A 16,682-nucleotide genomic window follows, 5' to 3' on the forward strand; every position below is an offset into this window, starting at 1 on the left:
GAGGAAACAGATTATGAATACCTATACATTGCCTGATGAAACTGGCCATTTTGGAATATTTGGCGGAAGATTTGTACCGGAAACATTAATGAAGGCTGTAACTCAATTGGAACAAGCGTATTTAGAAGCAAAAAACGACCCGGTTTTTCAATCCGAGTTTAAGAGACTGTTAGAAGAATATGTTGGCAGGGAGACTCCGCTCTATTATGCTGAGAACCTGACCAAATATGCCGGAGGGGCCCAAATCTATTTGAAACGGGAAGATTTAAATCATACCGGGGCTCATAAAATTAATAATGCCGTTGGCCAGGCACTCCTTGCAACCAAGATGGGGAAACGCAAGATTGTTGCGGAAACCGGAGCGGGTCAGCATGGTGTGGCAACAGCAACGGTTTGTGCCTTATTAAACCTTGAATGCATTGTTTTTATGGGTGAAGAGGACATCAAACGGCAGGCACTCAATGTCTTTCGCATGGAACTGTTAGGAGCGAAAGTAGTCAGTGTCACATCAGGGAGCGCAACGTTAAAAGATGCAGTCAATGAAGCATTAAGATATTGGGTCGCTAATGTCGATGATACTCATTATCTATTGGGATCGGTAATGGGGCCGCATCCATTCCCAATGATAGTTCGCGATTTTCAAAGTGTGATCGGAAGCGAGACAAAGCAGCAATTTCTGGCGCGGAATGGACGGCTGCCGGAAGCAGTCGTAGCCTGTATTGGCGGAGGAAGCAATGCCATGGGGATGTTTTACCAATTTATTGAAGACTACGAGGTAAAGCTTTACGGGGTTGAAGCTGCCGGACAGGGAGTAGATACAGCGTTTCATGCCGCATCATTGACAAAAGGAAGCCCCGGTGTATTGCACGGAGCCTTAATGTACCTGTTGCAAAATGAGGATGGACAAATTCAGGAAGCCCACTCTATTTCTGCCGGGCTCGATTATCCTGGGGTCGGTCCCGAACACAGTTATTTAAAGGAGAGCGGCCGGGCTGCTTACCGCTCGGTTACCGACGAGGAAGCGCTCGAGGCCTTTCAGTTGTTATCGAAAGTTGAGGGGATTATTCCTGCACTTGAAAGCGCCCATGCGATTGCATTTGCATTAAAATTGGCCGCAGAAATGGGGCCTGACGAAAATATTGTCGTCTGCTTATCAGGCCGGGGGGATAAAGATGTCGATGCGGTCAAGGCAAGGCTGGAAGGAGGAAATAGATAATGAACATGGTAGAACGAGCTTTTGGACTAGTAAAAGAAACAGGCAGGAAGGCATTTGTTCCTTATATTATGGCAGGAGATGGGGGACTCGAGTGCCTGACTGACAGGCTCGTCTTATTGGAAAAGTTTGGTGCAACTGCGATTGAGGTCGGGGTACCTTTTTCAGATCCTGTTGCCGACGGCCCGACAATCCAGCGCGCCGGAATAAGAGCACTTAAAAGCGGAACAACCCTAAAGGGGATTATAGTTGAGCTGGAAAAGGCAAGGGAGGCTGTTTCTGTTCCGATTATCTTGATGACCTATTTAAATCCCATTTATGCCTATGGAATCAAATCATTTGTTAAAGATATTCAGAAAGCGGGTGTAGGCGGATGCATTATTCCCGATTTGCCGCTCGAAGAAGAATCCATCATTGCGCCAAAGCTTGAAGAAGCTGAAGTTGAACTGATTCGACTTGTTACCCCGACAACCCCAATTGATCGAATCGAGCAAATCGCCTCCAAAGGCAGAGGGTTTTTATACGCCGTTACAGTAAAAGGGATTACTGGGGCAAGAAATGGATTTGATGAAGAATTATTTTCCTTTTTACAAAAAACAAAAGAAGTAAGTTCTATACCCGTTTTGGCCGGTTTCGGGATCTCCAGCCAGGAACAGATCAGCCATATGACGCAATATTGTGATGGTGTCGTCGTTGGTAGTAAAATCATCGAATTATTTAATAATAATGATCTAAAAGAGATGGAGGAATTAATGTCTGCTCTAAACCACTCGGCAAAAATGGCATAATATTCGTTAAATCTTGGCAGACAGCGTGATTTTCTTGAAGGACTCGACTAACTTCTATATAATAAGTCTATACTGAAGTTATCATTATCTCTATGCAGAAGAATCAAAACTTCCCTATTGTGGAAGTTTTGTTTGTTTTTAGCATTAGCTATAATCGAACGGCAAAAGATTTTATTGGGAGTTAATGTCTATGAAGGATTTACCAATTGAAGAACTATTCGCTTTAGAAAATAAAACAATTATTGATATCCGCTCGCCGATTGAATTTGCGGACGGGGCCATTCCTGGGGCAGTGAATATACCGCTGTTTACGAATGAGGAACGAGCTGAAATCGGGACAATCTATAAACATGAAGGACAGGCTGCCGCAAAATGGCGGGCAATGGAACTGGTTTCCCCGAAACTTCCAGAGCTGCTGCACAAAATTAAAGCCTATCATGATAAGGGTGAACTAGTCATCCATTGTTGGCGCGGCGGGATGCGAAGCAAAGCCGTTGTCACCTTTTTGGAATTTGCCGGCATATATGCATGGCGTTTAATCGGAGGATATAAAGCCTACCGTCACTATATCCTGGAGAACATTCCAAAGTTATTGCCGAACAAAGCGGTGGTGATCCACGGGATGACAGGTGTCGGAAAAACAGTAGTATTAAAGATGTTGAAACAAAAAGGATACCCTGTTTTGGACTTGGAAGAGATGGCCGGTCACCGCGGGTCGATATTCGGAACAATCGGCCTTGGTGATGGTCATAATCAAAAAACGTTTGATTCCTTGTTATTTAAAGGGCTCGTCGAACTACAAGGAGCGGATTATTTTCTTGTTGAGGCCGAAAGTAAACGAATCGGTAAAGCCGTTCAGCCTGAAGAACTAATGGAAGTTAAGTTTAAAGGCACAAATATCTATATTCACTCCCCACTCGAGCAAAGGGTGAAACAGCTTGTTGCAGAATATGTCGAACCCTACGAGCAAGAGCCCTGGTTTTTTGAAAAAATAGCGCTTGGCATCGAGAAAGTGTTAAAACGGGTGAAAGACCTTGAAGTCAGAAACCGTCTGTTAGAAACATTGACGGAAAAAAACTATCATGAAATGATCCTGCTGCTGCTTGAGCAGTATTATGACCCGCGATATGACCATGCACGACAGGAGTATGAGGGTGAATTTTTTGATATATTTGCTGAGAACCCTGGGGAAGCGGCAGTTAAGATAACAAAAAAACTGGAGGAGTTAAGGCTGCAGCCAACCTTTTCCTAATATCACTAAAATCTCGCCAGGTGGATAAAATAAATATAAAACCGCTGAATAGATTTTCAGCGGTTTATTAAATCATTCAGCTGTTAGCTTTTTCTTAAAAGGCTTCAAACCACGTCGTTCGATTTCATCTTTTAAAATCTTAATCCATTCCTTTTCCTTGCCAGACTTCAATGCATCCCGATACGAAACAACAAGCTGTTCGTTACTCATAATTTTCAATTAAGAATGCCCTCCTTGGAAAACGGATTGAATATTCAGTTTTTAATATTGTAATCGTTTTCTTGGGTTTTGAGAACCCTTTAGCGGCAATTCTTCACAATTTTGTCATGAATAATAATAAAAGCAAAATAAAAGCCCGGCGTCATGCCAGGCTTTTAATCTTGCCTTCCATCCGGGAAAACTCTGCGGACGGTATCCCTAAATTCGTTAAAGAAATCGGAGCGGCCCTTGCGAATATCGATTTCGTAGCGGTTCATCCGATCGTAAAATTCCTTATTGTCTGAGATATAAACATTATCAACATCGTGGTCGACCCGTTTCACCGTCCGTGAGACCGTGTCTTCAAGCTGGTCTGTAAGCCCGCCTCGTGCTGAGCGTGTTAGTTTTGCTGCCACATAGGCATTATGATTAATGACAATGATATTGGCGTGCTTCACCTCTTTTAGGTCCGAAACCTTGCGAGCGGCTTCTTCGGCAATTCTTATAGTTGTATCATTTCGGTTTCGATCTTGAACATTAGTGCCACGAATATTCCGTCGGTTTACATTTCTGTCTAGCTCCTGGTCACTGACATCTTCAGTCGAAATGGCGGGACCTCCATGATTCGGAATATCGTAGTTAACCTTTGCGGGGTTTATATTATCCCGGTTTCGATCGGCTGTTCGTTCATCTGTGTCATTTCCTGAACAGGCGGCTAAAAATAGAGTCATGATAATCGTAGCTGCTTTGCATAGCTGTTTTTTCATATTTTGCCCTCCTTTTTTCGCTGTTGCCATTAGGTTTCCAAACATGAAATTAAACTATCCATAACAAAAAAGAAGCATCCATCGATGCTTCTTTTTCTGCTAGAGTTTATTTAGCTTTTGCTTCAACCGGAGTTTTCCGATAAAGCTTTTGGCTGATTAAAGTTTGAATCGTCAAGAAAGTTCCTCCGACTACCCAATAAAGAGGCAGGGCAGCTGGAGCGCTAAACGAAAACATCACAATCATCAGTGGCGACATTAAGCCCATTATTTTCATCTGTTCACGCTGCTGAGCAGGCATCGTAGATTGAGATACTTTAAATTGAAAATAGTAAATTAGCCCGGCAATGATCGTAATGATAATATCAGGATGTCCAAGACTGAACCATAAAAATTTATGGGTAGCTATCTCTTCTGAACCCCGAATCGCATAGTAAAATCCGGTTAAAATCGGCATTTGAATTAGAATTGGTAGACAGCCGATATTTAATGGGTTAACACCGTGCTTTTGATAAAGTCCCATCATTTCTGCTTGAAGCTCTTGCTTCTTCTTAGGATCTTTTTCAGCTTTCAGCTTCTGCTGAATGGTGTCCATTTCCGGCTTTAAGGCATCCATTTTTTCCTTCATAATCATTTGATTTTTATATTGCCTTAACATCAAAGGCATCAAGACCAGCCGGATGATCAAGGTTACCAGGATGATAGCCAAACCATAGTTGCCATGGAAAAATTCGGCAATATATTCGATGCTGACAGTAAACGGTTGTACGAAATAGGTGTGAAAAAAGCTATCATTATTTCCGCTAGTGCCGTTTGTTGCCTGTGACGAACATGCCGATAACAAGATCGTTGGGAAAGCTAAAAGAGCCATTACTAGAATTGAAGATTTTTTGGTTTTCATATTTCCTCCTAATTAATCCGTGTTATTGTGTTAATTGGGTACATAGGAAGGAAATAGGTTCTTCGTCATCCTCTTTGGAATATTCTTTTCTGCGAATATATTTAACGATTCTAGTCAGAATCATGCTGACATTTAGATGGCAGTTCCTTTTATAGAAAATCAGCGGGTGAATTATTTTGGTGTCCGCAGAATTTGACAACGTTTCGGAAAATGAATATTCAACTCGGTAAGCCCAGATAAATTTCAAAATCATGCCAAAGTAAATACTTATATATAGGGCCGTTATAGTATTATAATCCGAATGATCGATAAGCAGTTGAAACAAAAAAATTCACCTCGCACCTAAGCCGATGATATGAGTATATAAAAGAAAAGGCAAATAATCAATTTTAATTATAATGCCAATGTCTGGGGATTAGACAAGGCGGATTTTTTTACTTCAGGGACGAGAAATGATATTCTTCTCTAAAAACTTTTTTGAAAAGTTGTGCCTGCTAATGGTTCTGTTGATTTGCGCTCCAGGTGCTTCGCTTTCCGCGGGCGGTTCGGTGAGCCTCCTCGGCGCTGAAGCGCCTGCGGGGTCTCACCTGTCCCGTACACCCGCAGGAGTCTTCGCACCTTCCGCTCCAATCAACAGGAGATAGGAACCGGAGAGTTCCAACACACTTTTGTTGTAGTAATTCACGTAATGAGAGGGAGTCCCACGACGCGTTGAACTGAATTTTTCCCACAGACATGTCATAGGAGGGAGTTCCATGACGCGTTAAGCTGGATTTTTCCCTCAGACATGTCATGGGAGGGAGTTCCATGACGTGTTGAGCTGAATTTTCCCTTGAGACACGTCATGAGAGGGAGTCCTATGACGCGTTGAGCTGGATTTTTCCCTCAGACATGTCATGGGAGGGAGTCCCATGACGCGTTAAGCTGGATTTTTCCCTCAGACATGTCATGGGAGGGTGTTCCATGACGTGTTGAGCTGAATTTTTCCTTGAGACACGTCATGAGAGGGAGTCCTATGACGCGTTGAGCTGGATTTTTCCCTCAGACATGTCATGGGAGGGTGTTCCATGACGTGTTGAGCTGAATTTTTCCTTGAGACACGTCATGAGAGGGAGTCCTATGACGCGTTGAGCTGGATTTTTTCCTCAGACATGTCATGGGAGGGTGTTTCATGACGCGCTAAGCTAAATTTATTCCTCAGATACGTCATGAGAGGGATTCCCATGACGCATTCGGATGGGTTTTTCTCTAAGACACGTCATGCATCGCGGACATATAACAAGTTTATTATGTTTTACGTCAAATTCTGTCATGTGAGCAGATATTAGAGTTTTTGTCTTTGGTTGTGTGGAGTATTCTTATATTATAATGCTCTGTTGATTTGCGCGGAAGGCACGAAGACTCCTGCAGGAGTACGGGACAGGGGAGACCCCACAGGCGCTTTAGCGCCGAGGAGGCTTCCCGGCACGCCCGCGGAAAGCGAAGTGCCTGGAGCGCAAATCAACAGACAAGTAGGGTAGTCAATTTTTTAATAATGATATATTAAATTAACGCAGTCAATTATTTAAAAAATTAAATAAAATAAAAACTGTCGAGACTATCTCGACAGCAACAAGCGGATTTTTCCGCTTATGCCCAATAGGTAAGGGTATCAAGTATGCCAATCAAGAGAAGAATCACGCCGGCAATTTTTTGGATGACCGTACCTGCTTTTCTGCTTTTTTTCATTAATGCGCCATCTACACCTAAAAACCAAATAATGACCATGACGATAATTAATGGCAGGGAAGTTCCAATGGCAAATACCGATGGAAGAATCGCGCCGTAACTTGAGCTTAACACAATAGGCATCAGTGTCAGAAAAAACAACACAAACATGGTAGGGCAAAAAGCAATGGAAAAGCTTGCCCCCAATAAAAACGAACCCCAAATTCCGCCGATTTTCCTGTCAGGTAAAACAGAAGTCAGGCGGCCCAGCCAGTTTAACTTAAAAATACCCAGCAAAAACAGTCCAAGTAAAAAGATTAACGGTCCAATCAGTTTGCGAAAGGCAGCAAAGTATTCTGTGATGGCTGATTGAAATTCCTGGCCAATTAACCATACTGTAAGTCCTAATCCCGAAAATACAACGACTTTACCCAAAATAAAAGAGAGGGCATCCAACCACTGTTTCTTTGTTTGCAAACTGCGGTTCCCATAAAAGGTAATGGCACTGATGTTTCCAGTCAATTGACAAGGAGCCAGCGCTCCAATCACACCAAGCAAAAAGGAAGCAAGCAGGGGAATGCCCTGTGTCTCATTCATTAAAATCACAATCGGGCTGCTCAAGGTTCTGCTGATCGAGCTTAACAGTTCGTACATAAAGATGCACCTTCTCACAAAATGGAACTTGTAGTTTACAATCTTACCATACTATAAAATTATAAAGACGGTATAAAGATTCGGCATTGTTCACAAAAGCGTAAACACACTAATTCCGAAGGGAATCAGTGTGTTGCAGGCTAGTTCCAATGTGCTGTTAACATTTGATAGGCAAAGTCCACCTTTTCTTGGCTTGGCGGTTCCACATGATGTAATTGGTATTCGTGACCAAGTGCTTCCCATTTGTAGACTCCAAGTTTATGGTAAGGAAGAATCTCAATCTTTTGTATGTTCTTAAGTGTGCCGATAAATTCTCCAAGTTTCACAAGGTCCTCCCGATCATCGGTTACAGTTGGAACAAGAACATGACGGACCCAAACAGGAACATTTCGATCAGATAAAAACTGGGCAAATTCAAGAATATGATCATTCGCCATCCCGGTAAGCTGGATATGTTTTTTCCGATTGATATGTTTTAAGTCAAGCAAAATTAAGTCAGTATACTGGAGCAGTTCTTCAAACTGCTCAATAAACAGCTTTGAATGGGAAAAACAACCGCCGGATGAATCAATGGTTGTATGAATCCCTTTCTTCTTGCATTCCTTAAACAATTCGGTAAGAAACGGGACTTGAAGCAATGGCTCGCCGCCGCTGACAGTAATGCCTCCTCCTGATGCTTGAATGAAAGGCAAATAGGATTCCAAATCATCGATGATTTCAGAAACAGACATTTGTTTCCCGGTACCGATCTCCCATGTGTCAGCGTTATGGCAAAACTGGCAACGCAACAGACAGCCTTGCGTAAAGACGACATAGCGGATTCCAGGGCCATCGACGGTTCCCAATGTTTCAATTGAATGAATATTTCCAATCATGATGATTCTTCTCCTTTTTTTTTAAAAGGGTCTGACGCGCGCTAGAGATAAGGTCCGGCAGATAAGACTTCTTTACGCCAGATATTATTTAGCGGGGTCAGACCCCTTAGCTATTTATTAAAGTGACTCGTGGAACGTACGGTTGATGACATCAAGTTGCTGTTCTCTCGTCAGTTTGATGAAGTTAACCGCATAACCCGATACACGGATGGTTAATTGTGGATAAAGTTCAGGATGTTCCATCGCATCCATCAATGTTTCACGGTTAAAGACGTTTACATTCAGGTGATGACCTGTTTTGATTGCGTAACCATCCAAGATGGAAACCAAATTGCGAACTTGGTTATCTTCTTCTTTTCCTAAAGCCTTAGGAACAATGGAGAAGGTGTTGGAAATTCCATCCATTGCATAGCTATATGGCAGCTTGGCAACAGAAGAAAGGGAAGCCAATGTTCCTTTTGTATCACGGCCATGCATTGGGTTAGCGCCTGGTGCAAATGGTTCCCCGGCACGGCGGCCGTCAGGTGTATTGCCAGTTTTCTTGCCGTAAACAACGTTCGAAGTAATTGTCAAGATAGATAGCGTATGAACAGAGTTACGATAGGTTTGATGCTTGCGCAATTTTGTCATAAAGCTTTTCACAATTTCAACGGCAATGCTGTCAACACGATCGTCGTTATTTCCGTATTTAGGGAAGTCCCCAGTTGTTTCAAAATCAACCGCAAGGCCATTTTCATCACGGATCACTTTTACCTGTCCATACTTAATGGCGCTCAGTGAGTCGGCTACAACACTCAATCCGGCGATGCCAGTTGCCATTGTTCTCAAAACTTGTGTATCATGGAGTGCCATTTCAATTCTTTCATAGCTGTATTTATCATGCATATAATGAATGACGTTCAAGGTATTAATGTAAAGACCGGCAAGCCAATCCATCATTTTATCGAATTTTTGGATAACTTCATCATACTCTAACACATCTGAAGTAATTGGTCGATAGTCAGGTCCGACTTGTTTCTTCAGTTTTTCATCGACACCGCCGTTGATGGAATAGAGCAGGGCTTTTGCCAGGTTGGCACGGGCACCAAAGAATTGCATTTGTTTGCCAATTTCCATTGCTGATACACAGCAGGCAATGCCGTAGTCATCGCCATACTCAAGGCGCATGATATCATCGTTTTCATATTGAATGGAGCTTGTTTTGATTGACATTTTAGCACAATACTGTTTAAAGTTTTCGGGCAGCTGCGTAGACCATAATACAGTTAAGTTTGGTTCTGGAGCAGGTCCCAGGTTATCAAGTGTATGAAGGAAACGGAATGAGTTCTTCGTCACAAGCGGGCGTCCATCGATGGCCATACCGCCGATTGATTCCGTTACCCATGTAGGGTCGCCGCTGAACAATTCATTATAATCTGGTGTACGGGCAAACTTGACAAGACGAAGCTTCATGACGAAATGGTCAACCAATTCTTGAGCGTCTTGTTCAGTTAATGTCCCATTTTGCAAATCTCTTTCAATATAAATGTCAAGGAAGGTAGAAACACGGCCAAGGCTCATCGCGGCACCGTTTTGCTCCTTAATGGCAGCGAGGTATCCAAAATACAGCCATTGGAAGGCTTCAGCAGCATTTTTAGCTGGACCTGAAATATCGTATCCATAACTTTCTGCAAGTTCTTTTAGCTCTTTTAATGCGCGATATTGCTCAGAAAGCTCTTCACGTAAGCGGATATTGTCTTCTGTCATTACCTTGCTAGTGTTATTGAAATCTTTTTGTTTCTCTTTTATTAAGAAATCAACACCATACAAAGCAACCCGGCGGTAGTCACCAATAATCCGGCCGCGTCCGTATGCGTCAGGAAGACCAGTGATAATGCCTGCTTTACGTGCAAGCAGCATTTCGCTTGTATAAGCATCAAATACACCTTGGTTATGCGTTTTTCGGAACTCGGTAAAAATTCTTTCAATTTCAGGATTTAGTTCATAACCATATGCTTCACAAGCTGCCTTAGCCATGCGAATTCCGCCGAATGGCTGAAGTGAACGATTAAAAGGCTTGTCAGTTTGTACTCCGACCACTTTTTCAAGGTCTTCATCTAAATAGCCAGGTCCATGAGAAGTAATCGTAGAAACCGTTTCGGTGTCCATATCAAGGACGCCGCCTTTTTCACGTTCCTGTTTTGTAAGATCCATCACTTGGTCCCAAAGCTTATTGGTAGCGTCTGTTGCACCAGCTAAAAAGCTGTCATCGCCTTCAAACGAAATGAAGTTTTTTAAGATAAAGTCGCGGACATTAACTTCTTTTTGCCAAACTCCTTTTGTAAAACCTTTCCATTGTTCCATTTTATTCACCTCTTATTTTAATAAACGAAATATAACAGAGTTGAAGTATCTCTCACACCTTGAGTATAACAGTTTTTGTGGTGGGTACAGGGGGAAATTGTTAACAATTTGTGAAAATGTGAACAATACGCCATTTAAGAGGGTTTTCTGTGAACAATTTATGAACAGTGGTAATAGGGAAAAGAAACTGTACTATAAAAATAAGTCAATGTGTTTCATCTGTTATATAAAGGGAAAGCTATAATATCAACGTTTTAATAGTGGAAACTTGTGAAACAGCAAAAAAAACAGGAGAAACATCCTCCTGTCTGCTAGTCGACAACAATATCGGCAATCATCGGCCCATTGTGATTACGGGTTGAATGTGCTTCACATATTAAACGATAGATGCCCTCTTTATTTATTTGGAGGTCAACCACCGTTTCTTCGCCCTTTTTTACTTTCCCTTTGATATCGGTGCCTTCAACATAAAAAGGATGCTCCTCGCCGTTGATTCCGGTAATGTACAATTTTACCTTTTCACCTTTTTCAATCGAAATGGTACCGGGGTCCCAGCGGTATGCTTCAATTTCTTTCCCATTTTTCAACTTTGACTTATATTCGACTGTCACCATATGAATCTCACGAACTTTTCCTTCGTCCTGTTGATTAAAAACCGCGGCGTCCCCTGCTTTTAACATGAACCATGCCGATACAGATGCCAGCAAGACACCGATTGCTACAAAGAATAATAGCGTTTCCTTTTTTAAGACTAAAAATTTCATTTTAAACCCTCCTTATCTATTTGTCCTAATTTATACATATGCCTATTGGGTAAGAAAACTTGTCTACTTTTTAAAATATTGATTGGAATAGGAAAATAGGCGGGGGTTGAAGCTGTCGCATACTGTCAACAATAATGGATGGACTGCATTTTTGAAGATATTTGCTTTGGCTGATAGGAAAGTATAACTGCACAAAGGAAAGCTTCGTGAGGGTAAGACATACCTCTGTCTTCTCCCTGAGGCTTCGGCATTCGGTAAGTTCTTTAAATTTCCTGTAGAAACGTTTATAGTAAAGTCAGGAATCAAAAAAATAGGTGGTCGTTTTGTTGGTTATAAAAAAGGATAAGGTCTTAAAAGCGTTAAAGTTTATCTTTCCATTGCTTTTGTTAATATTTGCTGCAAACGAAATAAAAAAATTCGCCGGAAACGTTGATGTAGGGCTGTTAAGAAATGAATTGGATCAACTGAGCTTTATAAGTTTGGTATTAATTATCTTGATTACAATCTCAGCAGTTCTCCCAATGCTATTTTATGACGTCATACTGGTCCGGAGCTTGGGCGGCGAGGTTCCTCGACGGATGCTTTTGGAACAATCATTTATTGCCAATTCTTTTTCCAATATGATCGGCTTTGGCGGTTTAGTGGGAGCGATGCTAAGGACCTACTTCTTTAATAAGCTCGAGCGTGATAAACGCAGGCTCGTTAGTCTAATTGCGACCATTTCCTTGTATTATTTAACCGGGATTTCGCTGCTTTCTTGGATTGTCATATTATGCTACCGCGGGAATCCCCTGTTTCAGGATACAAGATGGCTCTATTTCGCTGTTCTAGGGATTGGTTTATATTTTCCGCTATTGTTTATCATACATATTTTTAAAACAAACAGAGATCAAAAACCGTTAATTTCAGGAGAAGAAACGATTAAACTTGTTGTTGTTTCCCTTTTGGAATGGGTTTGTGTGTTTCTGGCAATCTGGATTTTAACCAAAATGCTAGGGATTTCGATTTCAATCGGGGAACTTTTTCCGGTGTACATCGTTGCCGCAAGTGCCGGAATTATCAGTATGATTCCTGGCGGTTTGGGATCGTTCGACTTGGTGTTTATTTGGGGGATGCAGGACTTGCATGTTCCCGAGGAACAGGTTTTGGTTTTGCTGTTATTTTACCGGCTTGGCTACTATGTTATACCGTTTTTTGTAGGATTGGCATTGTTTATAAAGCTGTATTGGGTGAAGTGGAATCAGTCCTGGAATGATCTGCCCAAGACGATTATCCAGGGTGTAAGCCATGTCATTCTGACAATGCTTGTGTTTCTGTCAGGGTTAATCTTGCTGTTATCGGCCAGTGTTCCCGGAATCATGTCAAGGCTGAAATTGGCTCAGGAGCTCCTGGCCTTTCCAATTATCAATGTATCCCATCAGCTTTCGGTAGCGGCTGGATTTTTGCTGCTCGGATTATCCCGCGGAATTGAATACAGTGTAAAAAGATCCTATGAATTAACGATTATGGCACTTATTCTTGCCGCACTCTTCTCCATATTTAAAGGGATTGATTATGAAGAGGCGATTTTTTTAATCATTGTTGCCCTGCTGCTGCGATTCTCCAAGGGACAGTTTTACCGAGAGAGTTATGTATTGACGTGGGGGAAGACGATATTCGATATCACCATTATTCTGATTATTACCTCAATGTACCTTATTATAGGCTACTTAAACTTGCCGGATGCAAAATTCGCCATCCCGGCTAAAATGTTGCCCTATGTGATCGTTGATTATCTTGATTTATTTAAAAGTGCCTTTATCGGGTTAATTATTGCATTGTTAATCTTGATATTTGGCTATTTAATCAGCTTGCCTAAAAAGTGGAAATTCGAAGCTTCTCGGGAACATGAAAGAGAAATCAGTGGGCATTTAGCCAAATATAGAGGAAATGCATTGTCCCATTTAATTTTCCTGCATGATAAATATATTTTTTGGAACAAAAAGAAAACGATTTTAATCCCATTTCAAAAATATGCCGATAAACTGGTCATATTAGGGGAACCAATCGGGGAAAGAAGTGACATTTCAGCGGCCATTGAAGAATTTCAAGAAATTGCGGACTTGTACGGGTACACTCTTGTATTTTATCAAGTTGGGGACGAGATGCTGCCGCATCTGCACAACCACGGCTTTGCTTTCTTTAAACTCGGGGAGGAAGCAATTGTTGATTTAAATTCATTCTCACTCGCGGGCAATAAAATGAAAAGCTTTCGTGCCGTAAAAAATAAATTTGCCCGGGAAGACTTTATCTTTGAAATAGTGGATCCTCCACATTCCAAAGCATTATTATGCGAGTTGCAAGAAATTTCCGATGATTGGCTTAAGGGACGAAGAGAGAAGGGATTTTCGCTTGGTTTCTTCGATGAAGAGTATTTGAATAAAGCGCCAATCGCACTTGTTAGGGATGCTGACAAAAGGATAATCGGATTTATGAGCATCATGCATGTCTATGATCAATTTCAATCTATATCCATTGATTTAATGAGGTTCCGAACAGAGGCTTCACCCGGAACGGTCGATTTTTTATTTCTGTCATTGATGGAATGGGCAAAGGAGAAAGAATACAAATGGTTTAATTTGGGGATGGCTCCGCTTTCGAATGTCGGTGTATCAAGGTTCGCATTTTTAAGTGAAAAAATTGCCGCTCAAATTTTTCTGCATGGTCACTTTCTTTACCATTTTCAAGGTCTTAGAAAATACAAAGAAAAATATACGGATTTTTGGGCACCGAAATATATGGCCTATCGCAGAAAATCTTCATTACCAATCATAATGGCCCAAATTTCCCTTCTGATTTCTAAAAGAAGGACATAGATAATAAAAACTGGTGGAAACAATGCCAACCAGTTTTTTTATTGGAAATTCTCTGAAAAGACTCTTATTTATATTCATAATCTGTTAAAATCAATAGGTAAAAAGTAATCAGTAAGGGTGTTGCATTTGTCAAAGATTAGCGCTTTTTTTATAGCTTTTGTCATGTTTTTGTCCTATCAAGCGAATGTTCATGCTGAGGAACAGCCCCAGCCTGAAGTAATAAGCGAGGCGGCATGCCTTTTGGATACGGAAACAAATGCCGTTCTTTATAATAAAAACGCCGATGTAAAAATGTATCCAGCGAGCCTGACAAAAATAGCGACGGCCATCTATGCAATTGAAAAAGGGGACCTGGACAGTGTGGCTGTTGTTAGTGGAAACGCCGTGCGTCAGGATGGAACGAGAGTTTATTTGGTCGAAGGGGAGCAGCTGCCCTTGAAGATGCTGATTCAGGGAATGCTCATTAATTCCGGAAATGATGCGGCTGTTGCCATCGCCGAGCATCTTGATGGAAGTGTTGAAGCATTTTCGGCCAAAATAAATGAGTACCTGAAGACAAAGGTCGGTGTTCAAAATACACATTTCATGAATCCAAGTGGTTTGCATGACGAAAATCATTATACAACTGCCTTGGATATGGCGGTAATCACAAATTATGCGATGAAAAATCCGATTTTTGCAGAGATTTACGGAACCAAGAAACTTTGGTGGGAAGGACAATCGTGGAAGACTAATATTTTGACCCATCATGCGATGCTAAAAGGAGAATTTCCTTACTCCGGAATTATCGGCGGAAAAACCGGTTATACGTCACAATCTAAACAAACATTGGCAACTACAGCTGATAACGGCAAAATAAAATTAACTGCCGTTGTTCTGAAATCGGAGCAGAAACAGGATAAATATAGGGATACAGCTGTTCTGTTTGATTATGGTTTTAGCGGCTATCAACACTCTATATTAAACCGAAATGAGACGTTTACAAGCGAACAACAAGAATTTTTTCCGAAACAGGACACCGTGATTACCGAGGATTTAGCTGGGACGGTTAAAAAGGTAAATGACTCCGGCTTGTTAACAATTGAAAATCATAATGGCCAGTTGCTTCAATCAGTCCAATTGATGTCTAAAAAAGAGACAGAACATGCATCAGTTTCTCAACTAAGTGATGGTAAAAAGAAGATAGAAAAGGAAGAACAAAAACAAGGACTAGATGCTGTAAACTCTGTTTATGGAGTATTAATTATTGGCGCTGCCCTAATCATCATAACTGCGGGAAGAAAATTTGCTAAAAAAGTATGAGCCATGGAAGGATTGCCTTTCATGGCTTTTTTTGCGGCAGATTAGTCGTAAATAACATGAGAAAGGATATAAGAATCATAGAGAGGACCAACAGCCAGGCCAATTCCATATTACCTGATTCCATAGCGATATATATAGCGGTAGGCGCCGTTTGGGTCTTGCCGGGAATATTCCCGGCAAACATCAGCGTTGCCCCGAATTCTCCCAATGCCCTGGCAAAGCTGAGGATTAACCCGGTAATAATTGATTTAACAGATAAGGGGAGAGTAATCTGAAAAAACACATTTAGCTCATTCGCCCCATCCACCCTTGCCGCCTCTTCAATGTCCTTATCGACAGATTGAAAGCCTGTTTTAACAGTTTGGTACATTAATGGGAATGCAACGATTGTTGAGGCGATTACGGCAGCCAACGGAGTAAAAATAATCGACCGCGCAAATAAATCTTCAAAAAATGAACCGATCGGACTGTTTCTGCCAAAAAAGTATATTAATAAAAACCCGATAACAGTCGGGGGCAACACTAGCGGCATTAATAAAAAGGTTTCCAATACCATTTTTCCTCTAAACCGCCTAAAGGCAAGCAGCCTACTTGCCAATATTCCCAAAACTAATACAATCGCAGCCGAAATGGAAGCCACCTTAAGCGACAATAGAATGGGGGGCCAAAATTCACTGTGCATTTACATTCATTCCTTTAGCATGATGCATTGTTCGATAATATCCTAATAAGATGTTCTTTCTACCTCATTATAACGAATGGTGAATCGTCGTAAAAGAATAAAAAAAACTGCCGAATGGCAGAATGTTCACTTTTCTCGTTCAGTTAACGGGGCACATTCAAACGTAGAGGGGGAATCAATTTGGTCACGGTCGTCAACAAAACTCCGGGTTCCCACAATATCACTATTGTCGCCAAAGTTTTGGCCATAGCCCTGATTTTTTTTGTCGGAATTATGCCATTCTGCGAGAAGATTTTGACCAATATTAACGGCTGAGGCATTTTCAAAGGAATTAATCTTAATCATAAAAATATTTATATTAATAAATGGAACGGGAGCGGGCAT

Annotated in this window: 15 protein-coding genes; 5 read left to right on the forward strand and 10 right to left on the reverse strand. The window is 41.5% G+C overall.

Annotated elements, in window-relative coordinates; all coding sequences use genetic code 11:
* Nucleotides 1–13 precede the first annotated feature (13 nt).
* The 3 genes from trpB to mnmH all read left to right on the forward strand — a co-directional run bounded on the left by trpB (nucleotide 14) and on the right by mnmH (nucleotide 3,253).
* On the forward strand, nucleotides 14–1,216 hold the full coding sequence (trpB, locus tag AR334_RS16245; protein ID WP_066313453.1) for a tryptophan synthase subunit beta: 1,203 nt from the start codon (nucleotides 14–16) through the stop codon (nucleotides 1,214–1,216).
* Nucleotides 1,216–2,001, forward strand: a complete 786-nt coding sequence (gene trpA, locus AR334_RS16250) for a tryptophan synthase subunit alpha (protein ID WP_066313456.1) — start codon at nucleotides 1,216–1,218, stop codon at nucleotides 1,999–2,001. The genes trpB and trpA overlap by 1 nt, the downstream gene beginning before the upstream one ends.
* 190 nt (nucleotides 2,002–2,191) lie before the next feature.
* Nucleotides 2,192–3,253 carry a tRNA 2-selenouridine(34) synthase MnmH gene (gene mnmH / locus AR334_RS16255; protein ID WP_066313459.1) on the forward strand — a complete coding sequence of 354 codons (1,062 nt, stop codon included), beginning with the start codon at nucleotides 2,192–2,194 and terminating at the stop codon, nucleotides 3,251–3,253.
* A gap of 72 nt (nucleotides 3,254–3,325) precedes the next feature.
* On the opposite strand, the gene sda is transcribed toward mnmH, so the two are convergent.
* From sda to AR334_RS16295, 8 genes are all read right to left on the reverse strand, one after another.
* Complete coding sequence (gene sda / locus AR334_RS16260) at nucleotides 3,326–3,472, reverse strand: sporulation histidine kinase inhibitor Sda (RefSeq protein ID WP_066313461.1); 147 nt, start codon at nucleotides 3,470–3,472, stop codon at nucleotides 3,326–3,328.
* A 155-nt stretch (nucleotides 3,473–3,627) separates the two neighbouring features.
* A complete protein-coding gene (locus AR334_RS16265) occupies nucleotides 3,628–4,218 on the reverse strand; it encodes a YhcN/YlaJ family sporulation lipoprotein (protein WP_066313463.1) in 591 nt (196 codons plus the stop codon).
* Nucleotides 4,219–4,324: 106 nt separating this feature from the next.
* Nucleotides 4,325–5,116, reverse strand: coding sequence for a membrane protein insertase YidC (yidC, locus tag AR334_RS16270; RefSeq protein ID WP_066313464.1), 792 nt, complete (start codon nucleotides 5,114–5,116; stop codon nucleotides 4,325–4,327).
* A 465-nt stretch (nucleotides 5,117–5,581) separates the two neighbouring features.
* Nucleotides 5,582–5,734, reverse strand: a complete 153-nt coding sequence (locus tag AR334_RS29955; RefSeq protein WP_172799215.1) for a hypothetical protein — start codon at nucleotides 5,732–5,734, stop codon at nucleotides 5,582–5,584.
* Nucleotides 5,735–6,745: 1,011 nt separating this feature from the next.
* Complete coding sequence (locus AR334_RS16280; RefSeq protein ID WP_066313467.1) at nucleotides 6,746–7,477, reverse strand: sulfite exporter TauE/SafE family protein; 732 nt, start codon at nucleotides 7,475–7,477, stop codon at nucleotides 6,746–6,748.
* Nucleotides 7,478–7,617: 140 nt separating this feature from the next.
* Nucleotides 7,618–8,352, reverse strand: a complete 735-nt coding sequence (gene pflA, locus AR334_RS16285; RefSeq protein ID WP_066313475.1) for a pyruvate formate-lyase-activating protein — start codon at nucleotides 8,350–8,352, stop codon at nucleotides 7,618–7,620.
* A 117-nt stretch (nucleotides 8,353–8,469) separates the two neighbouring features.
* Nucleotides 8,470–10,695 (reverse strand): formate C-acetyltransferase, encoded by a 2,226-nt coding sequence (gene pflB / locus AR334_RS16290; protein WP_066313477.1) that lies wholly within the window; start codon nucleotides 10,693–10,695, stop codon nucleotides 8,470–8,472.
* 311 nt (nucleotides 10,696–11,006) lie between these two features.
* Nucleotides 11,007–11,459, reverse strand: coding sequence for a cupredoxin domain-containing protein (locus AR334_RS16295; protein WP_066313479.1), 453 nt, complete (start codon nucleotides 11,457–11,459; stop codon nucleotides 11,007–11,009).
* A gap of 326 nt (nucleotides 11,460–11,785) precedes the next feature.
* On the opposite strand from AR334_RS16295, the gene mprF reads away from it, so the two are divergent.
* Nucleotides 11,786–14,314 (forward strand): bifunctional lysylphosphatidylglycerol flippase/synthetase MprF, encoded by a 2,529-nt coding sequence (gene mprF / locus AR334_RS16300; RefSeq protein ID WP_066313481.1) that lies wholly within the window; start codon nucleotides 11,786–11,788, stop codon nucleotides 14,312–14,314.
* Nucleotides 14,315–14,440: 126 nt separating this feature from the next.
* Nucleotides 14,441–15,616, forward strand: coding sequence for a D-alanyl-D-alanine carboxypeptidase family protein (locus AR334_RS16305; RefSeq protein ID WP_066313491.1), 1,176 nt, complete (start codon nucleotides 14,441–14,443; stop codon nucleotides 15,614–15,616).
* A gap of 19 nt (nucleotides 15,617–15,635) precedes the next feature.
* Here AR334_RS16305 and modB read toward each other — a convergent pair whose 3' ends face one another.
* The gene (gene modB / locus AR334_RS16310; RefSeq protein WP_066313494.1) at nucleotides 15,636–16,298 is read right to left on the reverse strand and encodes a molybdate ABC transporter permease subunit; all 663 of its coding nucleotides are present in this window, start codon (nucleotides 16,296–16,298) and stop codon (nucleotides 15,636–15,638) included.
* Between the two features lie 126 nt (nucleotides 16,299–16,424).
* Nucleotides 16,425–16,682 (reverse strand): hypothetical protein, encoded by a 258-nt coding sequence (locus tag AR334_RS16315; protein ID WP_066313497.1) that lies wholly within the window; start codon nucleotides 16,680–16,682, stop codon nucleotides 16,425–16,427.

The organism is Bacillus sp. FJAT-29814, assembly GCF_001510715.1.
In the GTDB taxonomy this organism is placed as follows: Bacteria; Bacillota; Bacilli; order Bacillales; family Cytobacillaceae; genus Neobacillus.